We start from the raw sequence: 12,953 nt of genomic DNA, 5'->3' as shown, positions 1-12,953 counted from the left end.
CCGGGCCGGCGGCGAGCCGTCATGATAACGGGCCGCCGCCTTGCACGGCAGCCCGCCTTCCTTCCGTTCCGGTTCAGCCGTGCGCGCGCGCCTCGAGCGCGACGCCGGCCGGCGCCTCGGTGGTCATGTCGATCAGCTCGCGCGAGGCACTTTCCGCCGCGCGCGCGTCGCGCTGCTCGATCGCGCTGACGATGCGCCCGTGCAGTTCCAGCAGGCGATCGTGCGCGCCCTCGTGGGCCGCCACCTGCTGGCGCACCAGCCGCAAGGCACCGACGATGATCGCGCTCATCTGCTGATAGAACTGGTTGCCGCTGGCGTGGACGATGCGGGCATGCAGCCGCTCGTCGGCCTCGTCGTAGCCGGCCTCGCCCGCCTGCAGCGAGCGGAAGGCCTCGAAGGCCTCGCGAATGCCGGCGATCTCGGCCGCATTGGCACGCTCGGCCGCCTGCCCGGCCGCGCGCGGTTCGATCAGCATGCGGAACTCGAGCACGTCGCGCATGAACTGCGGATCGGGCTTGGCGCGAAAGCGCCAGTTCACCACGTCCTCGTCGATCATGCGCCAGTCGCGCATCGGCCGCACCCGCGTGCCGACCTTGGGCCGCACGTCGAGCATGTCGCGCGCGAGCAGCATCGAGAGCGCTTCCCGCATCACCGTCCGGCTGACGTCGAAATCCTTCGACAGCACGTCCTGCGGCGGCAGGATTCCGCCGTACTTGTCCTCCACTATCCCTGTCACGAGCCCGTCCATGACCTTGCTGACGAGCGACCTTTCTTTGTCTTTTGGCTGTTCCATACGAGACCTCCCCGTTACGACGTATCTGTGTTGGCGTGCTGCCCCCGCAGTCCGGCCCGGCCCCATTTACTCTCTCGATCAGAAACTGCTCGCGAATCCGATTGTTCTTATGTTCGATACGTTGCTGAGTTCGCGATCACAACGCTATCTGGTAAACACCTGACAGGGTAATCCCTCTTACGATTTCGATTAGACATCCTATAGCAAAAAAAAGCCCGACAGGCCTGGAAAAGGCCGTCGGGCGATTTATCAGGATCGCAAAACGTTTGCGGGTTTCAGGGCGCCGGCGATTCGTTGTTTTGTGGAATCGCGCCGCGCCCCGAGGTTTTTAAATCCCTGTTTAACGCGAGCGGTAATCGATCGTTTCCACGCCGGTTTCGCCGCCGAGCAGGCAGAGGTCCGCGCCGCGCTCGGCGAACAGGCCCACCGTCACCACGCCGGGCCAGCCGTTGATGGTCGCCTCCAGCGCGCGGGGCTCGCTGATCGCGAGGCCCTTCACGTCGAGGATCTCGTTGCCGTTGTCGGTCAGGAACGGCGCGCCGTCCTTCGTCACGCGCAGCACCGGCACGCCGCCGAGCGCCGCCAGGCGGCGGCCGATCGCGGTGCGCGCCATCGGCACCACCTCGACCGGCAGCGGGAAGGCGCCGAGCGTGGCCACCCGCTTGCTGGCGTCGGCGATGCACACGAAGCTACCCGATACCGAGGCGACGATCTTCTCGCGCGTCAGTGCCCCGCCGCCGCCCTTGATCATCGCGCCGCTCGCGTCGATCTCGTCGGCGCCGTCGACATACACCTGCAGGCCTTCGATCTCGTTCAGGTCGAACACGCGGATGCCGTGCGATTCCAGGCGCTGCGTGGTGGCGATCGAGCTCGACACGGCGCCGCGGTAGCGCGTCTTGATCGCGGCCAGGGCGTCGATGAAGCAGTTCGCGGTGGAACCGGTGCCGACACCGATCACCGAGCCTTCCGGCACGTTTTCCAGCACGTAATCGGCGGCGGCCTGGCCGACCAGGCGTTTGAGTTCGTCTTGAGTCATGGGGAGGTAAAGCGCTGATTGCGAAAAGACGCGAGTTTACCGGAGTCGTCCGACGCGGCGTCGATTTTCGTCCGCCGCGCGGCATCGGCGCGACAGGCACGGCGGCCCGCTGCTCGCGCTACCTTGAATCAGGGCGCCTCGGGTTCGACGCCGGCCGGCGCGGATGCCGGTGCCGACGCGGGGGGCGTGATGCCGGCCGAGGGTGCCGCGCCGGGAAAATACTTGTCGAGCAGGGCCTGCGCGATCGCATCGGTCTGCGCGTCCGGGTTGCCCGAATAGTCGGCGGGACGGAAATGCATCTGGAAGGCCGCGAACACGCGCCGCGTGCGCGCGTCGAGCACGCCGTCGGTGGCCACCTCGTAGCCGTAGCGCGCCAGCTTCAGTTGCAGGCCGCGCACGTCGGCCGGGTCGCCCGGCGCACGGCCGGCCAGCCTGGCCGCCACGGTCGCATCGTCGGGCCAGGCGCCGATGCCGGCGCGCGCCAGCGCCTGCCACGGGAAGGCCGGGCCCGGATCGATCTTGCGCTGCGGGGCGATGTCGCTATGGGCGACCACGCGCGTGGGCGGGATGCCGTAGCGCGTGACGATGTCCTTCGCCAGCTTCACCACGGCCTCGATCTGGTCCGGCGCATAAGGCTGCCAATGACGATTGGCCGGTGCGTCGAGCGGGCCGGCGTTGACGATCTCGATGCCGATCGAGGCCGCGTTGAGTTCGGTGGTGCCCTGCCAGTCGCTGACGCCGGCATGCCAGGCGCGCTGGTTCTCGGGCACCAGCTGCAGCACCACCGGCTCGCCGTTGCGGCGCGGCGGATGGCTCGGCACCAGGTAGTGCGCGCTGACCTCGTTGTGGGTCAGCACGAACAGCGCGCGCTGGTCGTCCGACTCCGTGTAGTGCAGCACCAGGAAGCGCACGCGCGAATCGGTGCCGCGCGCCGGGTGGCTCGTATCGGCGACGTAACCATCGCGATCGACCAGCGTCGGCGAGGCGCAGGCGGCGAGCAAGGCCGCCGCGCAGCCGAACGCCAGCACCCGCGAGGCGAACGCGGCCCGCGCGCCGGCCACGCGGGCGAGCCGCGCCGCCGTGGCGATCGGGGCAAGCGATTTCATCATCGCGCGCGCTCCTCGCCGTGCGCGCTTACTTCGCGAGCGCCGCGCGACGCTGGCGCACCGCCTCGTACAGGCACACGCCGCTGGCCACCGAGACGTTCAGGCTCTCGACGCTGCCGGCCATCGGGATGTTCATCACGTCGTCGCAGGTGTCGCGCGTGAGACGGCGCATGCCCTCGCCCTCGGCGCCCATCACCAGCGCGACCGGGCCGTCCAGCTTGGTCTCGTAGAGGCTCGCGCCGGCCTCGTCGGCGGTGCCGATCACCCACACGCCGGCATCCTTGAGCTCGCGCAGCGCGCGCGCCAGGTTGGTGACGGTGATGTAGGGCACCGTGTCGGCGGCGCCGCTGGCGACCTTGGCCGCCGTCGCGTTGAGGCCGACCGCGCGGTCGCGCGGCGCGATGATGGCATGCGCGCCGGCCGCGTCGGCCACCCGCAGGCAGGCGCCGAGATTATGCGGATCGGTCACGCCGTCGAGCACCAGCAGCAGCGCCGGGCCCTGGATGCCGTCGAGCAGCTCGGCCAGGTTCTGCGCGAGCGGCAGGTCCTCGACGCGCGCCACCACGCCCTGGTGGCGCGCGGTATGCGCGAGCCCCCAGAGGCGCGTCTCGTCGGCCGCGATCAGCCGGACCCCGGCCTCCTTCGCGGTGGCGAGGAAATCGATCATGCGGCGATCGCGCCGCGTCTGGTCGTACAAGACCTCGGCGACCGTCGACGCATCGTGGCGCAGCCGCGCGGTGACCGCGTGAAAACCGTAGAGAACCTTCAAACGTGACATGACTGGAGCTACCTTCATCTGGGCGCGGCGCGCTCGGCGCGCATCGCGCAATGGTAAAACGCAAGCGCCGCGTGACCGGCGGCGGGCCGGACAACGCGGCGTCTTCTGGGCTTCGGCTCGACGGGCCGGCACCTTCTGGCGCCGGCCGCGGCATCAATATTTCTTGCGCGGTCGCGCCTTCTTGGCCGGCGACTTCGAGGCCGGCCCGCCCTTCTTCTTCGCGGCGGGATGCGCGGGACGCGCTTCCTTGGCGGCCGGCGCGCTCGGGCTCGCGACGGGCTTCTTGCGACGTGCCGGCAGCTCGTCCTCGCTCGAGGTGATGCCCGGCATCGCCCGCACGCGCGCACCGCCGCGCTCGGCCGCAGTCGGCGTCGGCGCTGGCCCGCGCGGCGTCTTCACGGGCGTGTCGCGCACCAGGCGGAAGTCGATCTTGCGTGCATCGAGATCGACACGGCTGACCTGCACGCGCACGCGGTCGGAGAGCCGGTAGCGGATGCCGGTGCGCTCGCCGCGCAGTTCGTTCTTGATCTCGTCGTACTGGAAGTAGTCGGAGCCGAGCTCGGTGACGTGCACCAGCCCTTCGATGAACAGCGTGTCGAGCTGCACGAAGATGCCGAACGGCGTCACGCCGTTGACCATCCCGCCGTATTCCTCGCCGAGCTTGTCGCGCATGAAATAGCACTTGAGCCAGGCCTCGACGTCGCGCGAGGCTTCATCGGCGCGGCGCTCGTTGGCCGAGCAATGCAGGCCGAGCTCGTCCCAGATCGCGTTGTTGCTGCGGGTGCGATTGCGCGCGGCGTCGTCTTCCTTCTGCATCGCGCGGGCACGCGGCGAGATCGCCGTGTTCAGCTCGACGCCCTCGGGCGCCTTGGGTGTGTACTTCTGGCCCGACAGGATCGCGTAGATCGCGCGGTGCGTGAGCAAGTCGGGATAGCGGCGGATCGGGCTCGTGAAATGCGCGTAGGCATCGTAGGCGAGACCGAAGTGGCCGATATTGTCCGGGCTGTAGACGGCCTGCTGCATCGAGCGCAGCAGCATCGGCTGCAGCATTTGCGCATCGGGCCGGTCGCGGATCTTCGCCATCAGCGCGGCGTAGTCGCTGGCGTGCGGGGTATCGCCGCCGCCCAGCGTGAGCCCCATGCCGCGCAGGAAGGAACGCAGGTTCTCGAGCTTCTCGGCGGTCGGGCCCGCGTGGATGCGGTACAGGCCCGGCTGCTTGTGACGCTTCATGAAATCGGCCGCGCAGACGTTGGCGGCCAGCATGCATTCCTCGATCAGCTTGTGCGCGTCGTTGCGCTGGCGCGGCAGGATCTGCTCGATCTTGCCCTGCGCATTGCAGACGATGTAGGTCTCGGTGGTGTCGAAGTCGATCGCGCCACGCTTCTGGCGTGCCGCGAACAGTGCCTTGAACACGCCGTAGAGATTCTGCAGGTAGGGCAGCAGCTCGGCGCGGCGCGCGGCCTCGGGGCCCTTGGTGTTGCCGAGCACGGCCGCCACTTCGGTGTAGGTGAGCCGCGCGGCCGAGTGGATCACGGCCGGGTAGAACTGGTAGCCCTTCACCTCGCCGCGCGCGGTCACCACCATGTCGCAGACCAGGGTGCAGCGGTCCACCGCCGGGTTCAGCGAGCACAGGCCGTTGGACAGCTTCTCGGGCAGCATCGGGATCACGCGGCGCGGGAAGTACACCGAGGTGCTGCGCTCCAGCGCGTCGACGTCGAGCGCCTCGCCCGGCTTCACGTAGTGCGAGACGTCGGCGATCGCGACGATCAGGCGGTAGCCGTCGCCGCGGCCGACCTTCATCGGCTCGCAGTAGACGGCATCGTCGAAGTCGCGCGCGTCCTCGCCGTCGATCGTGACCAGCGGCACGTCGCGCAGGTCCACGCGGTAGCGCAGGTCGATCGGTCGAACCTTGTCGGGCAGCGCGGCCGAGGCGGCCAGGGCCGCCGGGCTGAACTCGTGCGGCACGCCGTACTTGCGCACCGCGATCTCGATCTCCATGCCGGGATCGTCGATATCGCCGAGCACCTCGGTCACGCGGCCGAGCGGCTGCGAATGACGGCTGGGGAAATCGGTCAGCTCGACCACCACCACCTGGCCGACCTTGGCCTTCTTGGCGTTCTGCGAGATCAGGATGTCGTGGCCGATCCGCTTGTCCTCGGGAGCCACGATCAGCGCGCCGTTCTCGTTGAGCAGGCGGCCGATCACGCGCTTGTTGGCGCGATCGGTGACCTCGACCACATGCCCTTCCGGGCGGCCGCGACGGTCGTAGCCGACGATCCGCGCGAGCACGCGATCGTTGTGCATGACCTTCTGCATCTCGCCGCTGGGCAGGAACAGGTCGTCCTGGCCGTCGTCGCGGATCAGGAAGCCGTAGCCGTCGCGATGGCCCTGCACGCGGCCCGCGACGAAGTTCGAAGGATGGGTCAGTTGATAATGCCCGCGCTTGTCGAGCCGGATCTGGCCGTCGCGTTCCATGGCGGCGACGCGCCGGAAGAAACCCTCGCGTTCCTGGCGCTTGATCGACAGCGCCTCGGCGATGTCGTTCGCGGCCAGCGGTGCGTCGCTCGTACGCAGCACGCCGAGAATTTCCTCGCGGCTCGGAATGGGATACGGATACTTGCTCAAGGGCTTGTCGATGGTTGTTCTCGTTGCGTGGACTTACCTGTCCGGTTCGAACGATCGGACGCCAGGTTGCGGGCCATTCTATCACCCGTGGCCGCGCCAAAAACCGCGAAGCGCGGACGGCCCGCCGCGAGCGGCCCGTCCGGCGCGGCGATGCAAAAACTTGTTGACACGTCCATTCATCATGCTAAGATTGCGGTCTTGCTTGATGCAGCTTGTGCCCAGGTGGCGGAATTGGTAGACGCACTAGGTTCAGGTCCTAGCGGTGGCAACACCGTGGAGGTTCGAGTCCTCTCCTGGGCACCACAAGTTCTAAAAAAGGTCGGCTTTATGCCGGCCTTTTTTCATTTCAAGCCCAGGAAGCAAAGCGCCTGCGCGCTTTGCGGGAGGACTCGAAAGGCCTGGCTTGCAAGCCAGGCCGGGGTCGCGCTGGCGTGACCGAGTCCTCTCCTGGGCACCACAAGTTTTGAAAAGCCGGCCTCATGCCGGCTTTTTTCATTTCCGGCTCGCCCTCGCGCCCTACCGCTCCCACACTCCCGAACATCCGCGCCGATGGCTCGCCATCAAATGCGTATCCACGATCCCAGTCGCCTCCATCAGCGCGAACATGGTGGTCGGCCCGACGAACACGAAGCCGCGCTTGCGCAACCCCTTGCTCAGCGCCTCCGATTCGGGCGACGTGGTCGGAATCTCGTCCACCGTGCGCGGCTCGGGCGTCTTGTCCGGCCGGAACGACCAGATGAACTCGGCCAGGCCGCCCTCCTCGCGCAGACGGATCGTCGCCGCCGCGTTGTTGATCGCCGCGAGGATCTTCGAGCGGTTGCGGATGATCCGCTCGTCCGCCAGCAGCCGCTCGACATCGCGCTCGCCGAAGGCAGCCACCTGCTCCGGGACGAAACCGCGAAATGCGTCGCGGAAGGCCTCGCGCTTGCGCAGGATGGTCAGCCAGGACAAGCCCGACTGGAAAGCTTCCAGGCTAAGCCGCTCGAACAGGCCCTGCTCGTCGCGCACCGGCATGCCCCACTCGGTGTCGTAATAGTGCTTGAGCAGCGGATCGACCGCGGCCCAAGGCGGACGCGCGAGTCCATCCTCGCCGACGACGACCTCGACGGGCCGGGCTGCCTGGGGTTTCGTGACCTTCTTCGGGATCGTGCTCATCGGGCAATGACGCGGGTTTCGTTGCGGGAAAAACCAGCGCGCGACACCGGACCTCGACCCGGCGCCACGCGACTGCGCACTATCTCACACGAAACCCGCCGCGGGCCGGCGGCCCGCTCAAGTCCGCAAGCACCGCTCAGGACGCATCGGCCTCGACCAGGTAACGCGTCAGCGCGGCCGAGGACATCTCGCGCGCCAGCCGCGCCGCCTGCCCCGACCACATGTTGCTGAAATCGGAACGCCCCGTTTTCTCGGTCACCGCGCGCAGCGGCGCCAGCGCGCCGCCGGCGGTCGGGAACGCCGGCGCCACCTTGGACATCGGGCCGATCTCGCGCATCAGGCGATTCGCGATACCGCGCGCGGGCCGCCCGGTAAACAGGTTGGTCAGCGCGGTCTCGTCCTCGCCGGCGGTACGCAGCGCGTCGCGGTGGAAGGCGCTCACCTTGGCTTCGGGCGTCAGCAGATAGGCCGTGCCGACCTGCACGGCCGAGGCGCCGAGCGCGAAGGCGGCCCGCACGCCGCGCGGATCGGCGATGCCGCCGGCGGCGATCACCGGCACCGGCACCGCGTCGACGATCTGCGGCACCAGGGCCAGCGTGCCGACCTGGGTCGACATGTCGTCCGATAGGAAATTGCCGCGATGGCCGCCGGCCTCGTAGCCCATCGCGATCACCGCGTCGACGCCGCGCTCGACCAGCCAGCGCGCTTCCCTGACCGTGGTGGCCGAGGCGATCACGCGCGCGCCGGCCCGCTTGACGCGCGCCAGCAAGGCGGCGTCCGGCAGGCCGAAATGGAAGCTGACGACCTCGGGCCGATAAGCCTCCACCACCTCGCAATAGGCGGCATTGAAGGGCGCGCGCCCGGCCGACGGCACCGGCTCGGCCGGATCGAGCCCGAGCTCGACGTAATAGCGCGCCAGCGCCGCCCGCCAGGCAAGCTGGCCGGCCGGATCCGGCGCGGGATCGGTATGCGCGAAGAAATTGAGGTTGATCGGCCGGGTGGTGGCGCCGCGAATCCGGTCGAGCGCCGCCTTCATCTGCTCGACCGACAGCATCGCGCCCGGCAGCGAGCCGAGCCCGCCCGCCTCGCTGGTGGCGATCACCATCTCGGGCGTGGTCGCGCCGGCCATCGGCGCCTGGATGATCGGCAGTTCGATGCCGAACAGGTCGAGAATTCGATTGTCTTGCCAGTTGCCCATGCTTGCGTTCTCCCTGCGGCGATGCCGCTCATCGCGCGCGCCTGCTTCGCGAAACGCGCCGGTCGTCGACGCGCGCCATCCTACCTCAGCCGCGCGTTCGGCATCCGGCTCGCCATCTGCCGCCCGCGCTTCGTGGTTCCGGCGCTTCGCGCCTCAAGCGTCGCCGCCGGCCTTGGCGGCGGCACGCTGCTGCTCGCGCCATTCAGGGGTCGTGACGCCGCCCACGCCCCAACTGTCGAGCTCGACCTCGTCGATCACCACGAAGGTGGTGTGATGCGGCTTGCCCATCACCTCGAACAGCAGCTCGCTGACGCCCTTGATCAGCGCCTTCTTCTGCTCGGGCGTGGTGGCGCTGGCGCCGGGCGCGGTGCCCTCGCGGGTGACCTTGATATTGACGTACGGCATGGTGCTTCTCCTTGTTCGAATGTCCAGGACGGCGAGGGCCGGCGGTGACAACGCCGGCCCTCGCGCGGTGCTTACCAGCGGCCGGCGTGCTGGCCGCCGTCGACGCTGAGCGTCTCGCCGGTCACGAAACCGGCGCGCTCGAGGTACATCACCGCGTCGACGATCTCGGACACCTCGCCCATGCGGCCCATCGGGTGCAGGTTGTCGAGGAAGGCATGGGTTTCGGCCGGGTGCATCGGCGTCTTGATGATGCCGGGCGCCACCGCGTTCACGCGCACGCCGCTCTTCGCGTACTCGATCGCCAGGCCACGCGTGACCGCGTCGAGACCGCCCTTGGTCAGCGTGGCGAGCCCCGAGGGCGCGCCGCTGATCGCCTGGCGCACCAGCGTGGTGGTGATCTGCACGACGTGGCCGTGACGCTGCGCGAGCATCGGCTCGAGCGCCAGCTGGGTGACGTGGAAGAAGCCGCCCAGGTTTACGCTCAGTACCCGCGTGAACTCCTCGGGCGTGTATTCGGTGAACGGCTTGCCGATGAAGATGCCGGCATTGTTGATCAGCGTATCGATGCGGCCGAAGCGATCGAGCGCCGTCTTCACCACCTGCTGCGCGACCTCGCGATCGCTGATGTTGCCCGGCACCGCCACCACGCCCGCGTCGTCGCCCTGGCGGATGTTGCGCGAATTCGCGACCACCGCGTAACCCTGCTTGCGATAGGCCTCGACGATGCCGGCGCCGATGCCTTGCGATGCGCCCGTCACGATGGCGACTTTCTGCTGATTGCTCATGGTTCTGCTCCACTGATTAGGTTGACTAACTACCAGGATGTCCGTTCGGGCATCCATCGCGGGTCCTGCTTCAGGCTGTCACGTGATCGCGAGCGGCCTGCCCTTCCTGAAGAATGTCAAGCGCGAGGCCAGATCGGGGCGCGCACGTCCGGCCAAGGGCGATCGGCCTGCCTCGGGCCATCCATCGCCCACCAGCAGCACGGCATCCGGAAACGCCCGCGCCACCACCCATGCCAGGTCGTCGTCACGGCTGCCCGGCCCGCATCGACGATCGAACCAGGTCGCACCCAGCAGCACCGCTCGTGGCGCGAAGCGGTCGGCGACGTCGGTCACGCCTTCGGGCGATACCCCAGCGCCCGGCAGGTACAGCAGGTCGCCCGGCCGCACCGAACCCAGCACGAATCCGATCTCCGCCTCGTCGCCCCCGCTGCCGGCCGGCGTGGCCGTGACCAGCAGGCGCGTCAGGCCATCGCGGCAGAGCGTGCCGGTCTCGTACGCCGCGAGCCCGACCGCGCCGCTGCCAAGGCATGCCGCCACCGGCTTGCTCGCGTAGACGCGTCGAGCGGCCGGCAAGCCTGCCTCGCGTCCGCCGCTCGACACGCCGCCGCCGAGCAGCAGCGCATCGAGCTCGCCGATGCCGGCGGCACCGGCCGCCGCGTGCCGCAGCGCCGCCGGGCCGTCCCGCCATTCGGGAATCGCCAGCATCCGCATCGAATCGATCTCGATCCGGATGACGGCGCCCTCGAGTGCGCTGAGCTTGGTGGTTGCGGTTGGCATCGGAAGCACCGTGTTGCATGACATGGACGCAAGCGTATGCCGCTTGCCGCCTCCGCAAAATCCGCTATCCTCTCTCAATGGCTGAGAAAAAACGCACAGAGGTCGATTGGCAGGATGTTCGCGTGTTCCTGGCGCTGGGGCGCCACGGGAGCCTGTCGGCAGCCGCACGCGCACTGGGGGTCAACCACGCGACGATTTCGCGACGAATCCAGTCGCTGGAGGCCACGCTCGGCGAGAAGCTGGCGGAACGCCGGCCGGAAGGTTATGTGCTGACGCCGGCCGGCACGCGCGCCCTGAGCGTGGCAAGCGACATGGAGACGGCGGTGCAGACGCTGGGGCGCGGCGGTACCGACGATGCGCCGAAGGGCATCGTGCGCGTGAATGCGCCGCCCGCGCTCTCGCAGGCTTTCCTGACGCGCCGCCTGGCCGAGGTGCCGATCCTGTTCCCCGGGCTCGACATCGACCTGGCGACGGACCTGCGCTCGATCAGCCTCGAGCGGCACGAAGCCGATCTCGCGGTGCGCATCGACAAGCCCGAGGACGGCGACTTCATCGCCAAGCCGGTCGGATCGATGGATTTCGGCTTTTATGGCACGCCGGCCGTCTGCGAGCGCGTGGAAGGCGGCGAGGCACCGACCCTGGTGGGTTTCGACGAAGCGAACAGCCATATGCCGGATGCGAGCTGGCTCGGCCAGCACTATCCGCAGGCGCGGATCGCGTTTCGCGCCAACAACCACGTCGCGCAGGCCACCGCGGCCTGCGCGGGCGTCGGGCTGGCGATGCTGCCGCATTACGTGGGGCGCCAGTTGCCCGAGTTGCGCGCCTGCGCGCTGAGCCCGGTGCGGCCCTCGCGTGACATCTGGCTGCTGATCCGGCGACAGGACCGCAAGGACCTGCCGATCCGAACCGTGGTCGACTACCTGACGCGGCGCTTCGAGGAAGCGCGGGACCTGTTCGAGGCCTGAGCCGCGCCCGGCTTGCGGCCTCGCGGCGAGCCGGCTCGCCCTGCCCGCGCCGGCCTCACTCGATGAAACCGAGCACGACGCGGCGCGTGCGCGCGGTTTTCTTCTCCATCTTGGTCACGTGGATCGGCCCGATCTCGGCCGTGTTGGCGACATGCGTGCCGCCGCAGGGCTGCAGGTCGATACCGTCGATGCGCACCAGGCGCACCGTGCCGAAACCGCTCGGCGGCTTGACGCTCATAGTGCGCACCAGGTCGGGATTGGCCTGCAGCGCCTCGTCGCTGATCTGCTCGATCGTCACGGCGCGCGCGGCCTCCACCCACTTCGCCAGGGTCGCGTCGATCTCGTCGCGCGCCAGCGGCTCGCTGGTCACGAAATCGAGTCGCGCGTAATCGGGCGTGATGCTGCAACCATCGACGGGATACGGCAGCGCGCCGCACATCAGGTGCGATGCGGTGTGCAGGCGCATCATCCGGTTGCGCCGTGCCCAGTCGATCTCGATCGCGACTTCATCGCCGACGGCGAGCTTCGACAGCACGGCAAGCTGGTCCGGCGCGGGCACGTGGAGCACGTCGTCCGGCGTGGCGCCGGGGAGCTGGCTCTTGCGCGCATCGGCGATCGCGAGGCGGCTGCCGTCGCCCAGCGTGATGACACCCGTGTCGCCGAGCTGACCGCCGCCATGCGGGTAGAACACGGTGCGCTCCAGCGTGAGACCGGATTCGTCGATATGCGTGACGCGGGTGGTGCATTGGCGCAGATAGGGATCGTCGCGGAACAGGGCTGACGTGGGCATCGAATAACCTCGGGGGATCTTGGTTGGAGGAATGGCGAGGCAAGACAGGCTTCGTGCTCGCGGCACGATGGCTATCGCGATCATGGGGCATGCCGAGGGAAAATGTACGACTCGCTTCAAAAAGTATTGACAGCGTTCTTGGGCACGCTATAATCGCATTCTTGCTTGAGATGCAGCTTGTGCCCAGGTGGCGGAATTGGTAGACGCACTAGGTTCAGGTCCTAGCGGTGGCAACATCGTGGAGGTTCGAGTCCTCTCCTGGGCACCACAAGTTCTAAAAAGGTCGGCTTTATGCCGGCCTTTTTTCATTTCAAGCCAGGCGCAAGCAGGAAGCGCTATTTCCCGCGATGAACGTGCTCAACGAAAAAAATTCGATTTGTCCCGAAAAACCGTTGACAAGGGATCTGGCTCCTCTATAATCGCATTCTTGCTTGAGATGCAGCTTGTGCCCAGGTGGCGGAATTGGTAGACGCACTAGGTTCAGGTCCTAGCGGTGGCAACATCGTGGAGGTTCGAGTCCTCTCCTGGGCACCACAAGTT

Annotated in this window: 12 protein-coding genes and 3 tRNA genes; 4 read left to right on the top strand and 11 right to left on the bottom strand. The window is 68.1% G+C overall.

All coding sequences use genetic code 11. The features are described from left to right. Window positions 1–73: 73 nt before the first annotated feature. From F3J10_RS07975 to rnr, 5 genes are all read right to left on the bottom strand, one after another. The gene (locus F3J10_RS07975; protein WP_167241840.1) at window positions 74–793 is read right to left on the bottom strand and encodes a FadR/GntR family transcriptional regulator; all 720 of its coding nucleotides are present in this window, start codon (window positions 791–793) and stop codon (window positions 74–76) included. 340 nt (window positions 794–1,133) lie between these two features. Continuing rightward, window positions 1,134–1,829: a ribose-5-phosphate isomerase RpiA gene (gene rpiA, locus F3J10_RS07970; protein ID WP_105853129.1), complete on the bottom strand. Its 696-nt coding sequence runs from the start codon at window positions 1,827–1,829 to the stop codon at window positions 1,134–1,136. 128 nt (window positions 1,830–1,957) lie between these two features. After that, window positions 1,958–2,938 (bottom strand): N-acetylmuramoyl-L-alanine amidase, encoded by a 981-nt coding sequence (locus F3J10_RS07965; RefSeq protein WP_025101284.1) that lies wholly within the window; start codon window positions 2,936–2,938, stop codon window positions 1,958–1,960. Window positions 2,939–2,963: 25 nt separating this feature from the next. Further along, the gene (gene rlmB / locus F3J10_RS07960) at window positions 2,964–3,713 is read right to left on the bottom strand and encodes a 23S rRNA (guanosine(2251)-2'-O)-methyltransferase RlmB (RefSeq protein WP_167241839.1); all 750 of its coding nucleotides are present in this window, start codon (window positions 3,711–3,713) and stop codon (window positions 2,964–2,966) included. A 153-nt stretch (window positions 3,714–3,866) separates the two neighbouring features. Then, window positions 3,867–6,338, bottom strand: coding sequence for a ribonuclease R (rnr, locus tag F3J10_RS07955; RefSeq protein WP_025101285.1), 2,472 nt, complete (start codon window positions 6,336–6,338; stop codon window positions 3,867–3,869). Window positions 6,339–6,554: 216 nt separating this feature from the next. Here rnr and F3J10_RS07950 point away from each other — a divergent pair. After that, window positions 6,555–6,641, top strand: a tRNA-Leu gene (locus F3J10_RS07950). A 213-nt stretch (window positions 6,642–6,854) separates the two neighbouring features. On the opposite strand, the gene F3J10_RS07945 is transcribed toward F3J10_RS07950, so the two are convergent. The 5 genes from F3J10_RS07945 to F3J10_RS07925 all read right to left on the bottom strand — a co-directional run bounded on the left by F3J10_RS07945 (window position 6,855) and on the right by F3J10_RS07925 (window position 10,658). Beyond that, the gene (locus tag F3J10_RS07945; protein WP_167241838.1) at window positions 6,855–7,493 is read right to left on the bottom strand and encodes a DNA-3-methyladenine glycosylase I; all 639 of its coding nucleotides are present in this window, start codon (window positions 7,491–7,493) and stop codon (window positions 6,855–6,857) included. 136 nt (window positions 7,494–7,629) lie between these two features. Beyond that, complete coding sequence (locus F3J10_RS07940; RefSeq protein ID WP_167241837.1) at window positions 7,630–8,691, bottom strand: nitronate monooxygenase; 1,062 nt, start codon at window positions 8,689–8,691, stop codon at window positions 7,630–7,632. A gap of 153 nt (window positions 8,692–8,844) precedes the next feature. Continuing rightward, on the bottom strand, window positions 8,845–9,096 hold the full coding sequence (locus F3J10_RS07935) for a 4-oxalocrotonate tautomerase family protein (RefSeq protein WP_025101288.1): 252 nt from the start codon (window positions 9,094–9,096) through the stop codon (window positions 8,845–8,847). A gap of 71 nt (window positions 9,097–9,167) precedes the next feature. Then, on the bottom strand, window positions 9,168–9,881 hold the full coding sequence (locus tag F3J10_RS07930; protein ID WP_013697819.1) for an SDR family oxidoreductase: 714 nt from the start codon (window positions 9,879–9,881) through the stop codon (window positions 9,168–9,170). A 78-nt stretch (window positions 9,882–9,959) separates the two neighbouring features. After that, the gene (locus tag F3J10_RS07925; RefSeq protein ID WP_167241836.1) at window positions 9,960–10,658 is read right to left on the bottom strand and encodes a hypothetical protein; all 699 of its coding nucleotides are present in this window, start codon (window positions 10,656–10,658) and stop codon (window positions 9,960–9,962) included. 77 nt (window positions 10,659–10,735) lie between these two features. On the opposite strand from F3J10_RS07925, the gene F3J10_RS07920 reads away from it, so the two are divergent. Next, the gene (locus F3J10_RS07920; RefSeq protein ID WP_025101290.1) at window positions 10,736–11,623 is read left to right on the top strand and encodes a LysR family transcriptional regulator; all 888 of its coding nucleotides are present in this window, start codon (window positions 10,736–10,738) and stop codon (window positions 11,621–11,623) included. A gap of 55 nt (window positions 11,624–11,678) precedes the next feature. Here F3J10_RS07920 and F3J10_RS07915 read toward each other — a convergent pair whose 3' ends face one another. Continuing rightward, window positions 11,679–12,413 carry an alanyl-tRNA editing protein gene (locus tag F3J10_RS07915; protein WP_060001400.1) on the bottom strand — a complete coding sequence of 245 codons (735 nt, stop codon included), beginning with the start codon at window positions 12,411–12,413 and terminating at the stop codon, window positions 11,679–11,681. Between the two features lie 181 nt (window positions 12,414–12,594). Here F3J10_RS07915 and F3J10_RS07910 point away from each other — a divergent pair. Both F3J10_RS07910 and F3J10_RS07905 read left to right on the top strand, forming a co-directional pair. After that, window positions 12,595–12,681, top strand: a tRNA-Leu gene (locus F3J10_RS07910). A 179-nt stretch (window positions 12,682–12,860) separates the two neighbouring features. Beyond that, window positions 12,861–12,947, top strand: a tRNA-Leu gene (locus F3J10_RS07905). The last annotated feature ends 6 nt before the right edge of the window (window positions 12,948–12,953 follow it).

The organism is Burkholderia sp. Cy-637 (assembly GCF_011753175.1).
GTDB classification, from domain to species: Bacteria; Pseudomonadota; Gammaproteobacteria; order Burkholderiales; family Burkholderiaceae; genus Burkholderia; species Burkholderia gladioli.
Note: the sequence above shows the minus strand (reverse complement) of the source record. Positions and strands in the feature narration are given on the sequence as shown.

What these genes read in the sequence shown, in the direction of transcription:
- F3J10_RS07975 (WP_167241840.1), bottom strand. Translation starts at nt 793, where the DNA reads ATGGAACAGCCAAAAGACAAAGAAAGGTCGCTCGTCAGCAAGGTCATG.
- rpiA (WP_105853129.1), bottom strand. Translation starts at nt 1,829, where the DNA reads ATGACTCAAGACGAACTCAAACGCCTGGTCGGCCAGGCCGCCGCCGAT.
- F3J10_RS07965 (WP_025101284.1), bottom strand. Translation starts at nt 2,938, where the DNA reads ATGATGAAATCGCTTGCCCCGATCGCCACGGCGGCGCGGCTCGCCCGC.
- rlmB (WP_167241839.1), bottom strand. Translation starts at nt 3,713, where the DNA reads ATGTCACGTTTGAAGGTTCTCTACGGTTTTCACGCGGTCACCGCGCGG.
- F3J10_RS07945 (WP_167241838.1), bottom strand. Translation starts at nt 7,493, where the DNA reads ATGAGCACGATCCCGAAGAAGGTCACGAAACCCCAGGCAGCCCGGCCC.
- F3J10_RS07940 (WP_167241837.1), bottom strand. Translation starts at nt 8,691, where the DNA reads ATGGGCAACTGGCAAGACAATCGAATTCTCGACCTGTTCGGCATCGAA.
- F3J10_RS07935 (WP_025101288.1), bottom strand. Translation starts at nt 9,096, where the DNA reads ATGCCGTACGTCAATATCAAGGTCACCCGCGAGGGCACCGCGCCCGGC.
- F3J10_RS07930 (WP_013697819.1), bottom strand. Translation starts at nt 9,881, where the DNA reads ATGAGCAATCAGCAGAAAGTCGCCATCGTGACGGGCGCATCGCAAGGC.
- F3J10_RS07925 (WP_167241836.1), bottom strand. Translation starts at nt 10,658, where the DNA reads ATGCCAACCGCAACCACCAAGCTCAGCGCACTCGAGGGCGCCGTCATC.
- F3J10_RS07920 (WP_025101290.1), top strand. Translation starts at nt 10,736, where the DNA reads ATGGCTGAGAAAAAACGCACAGAGGTCGATTGGCAGGATGTTCGCGTG.
- F3J10_RS07915 (WP_060001400.1), bottom strand. Translation starts at nt 12,413, where the DNA reads ATGCCCACGTCAGCCCTGTTCCGCGACGATCCCTATCTGCGCCAATGC.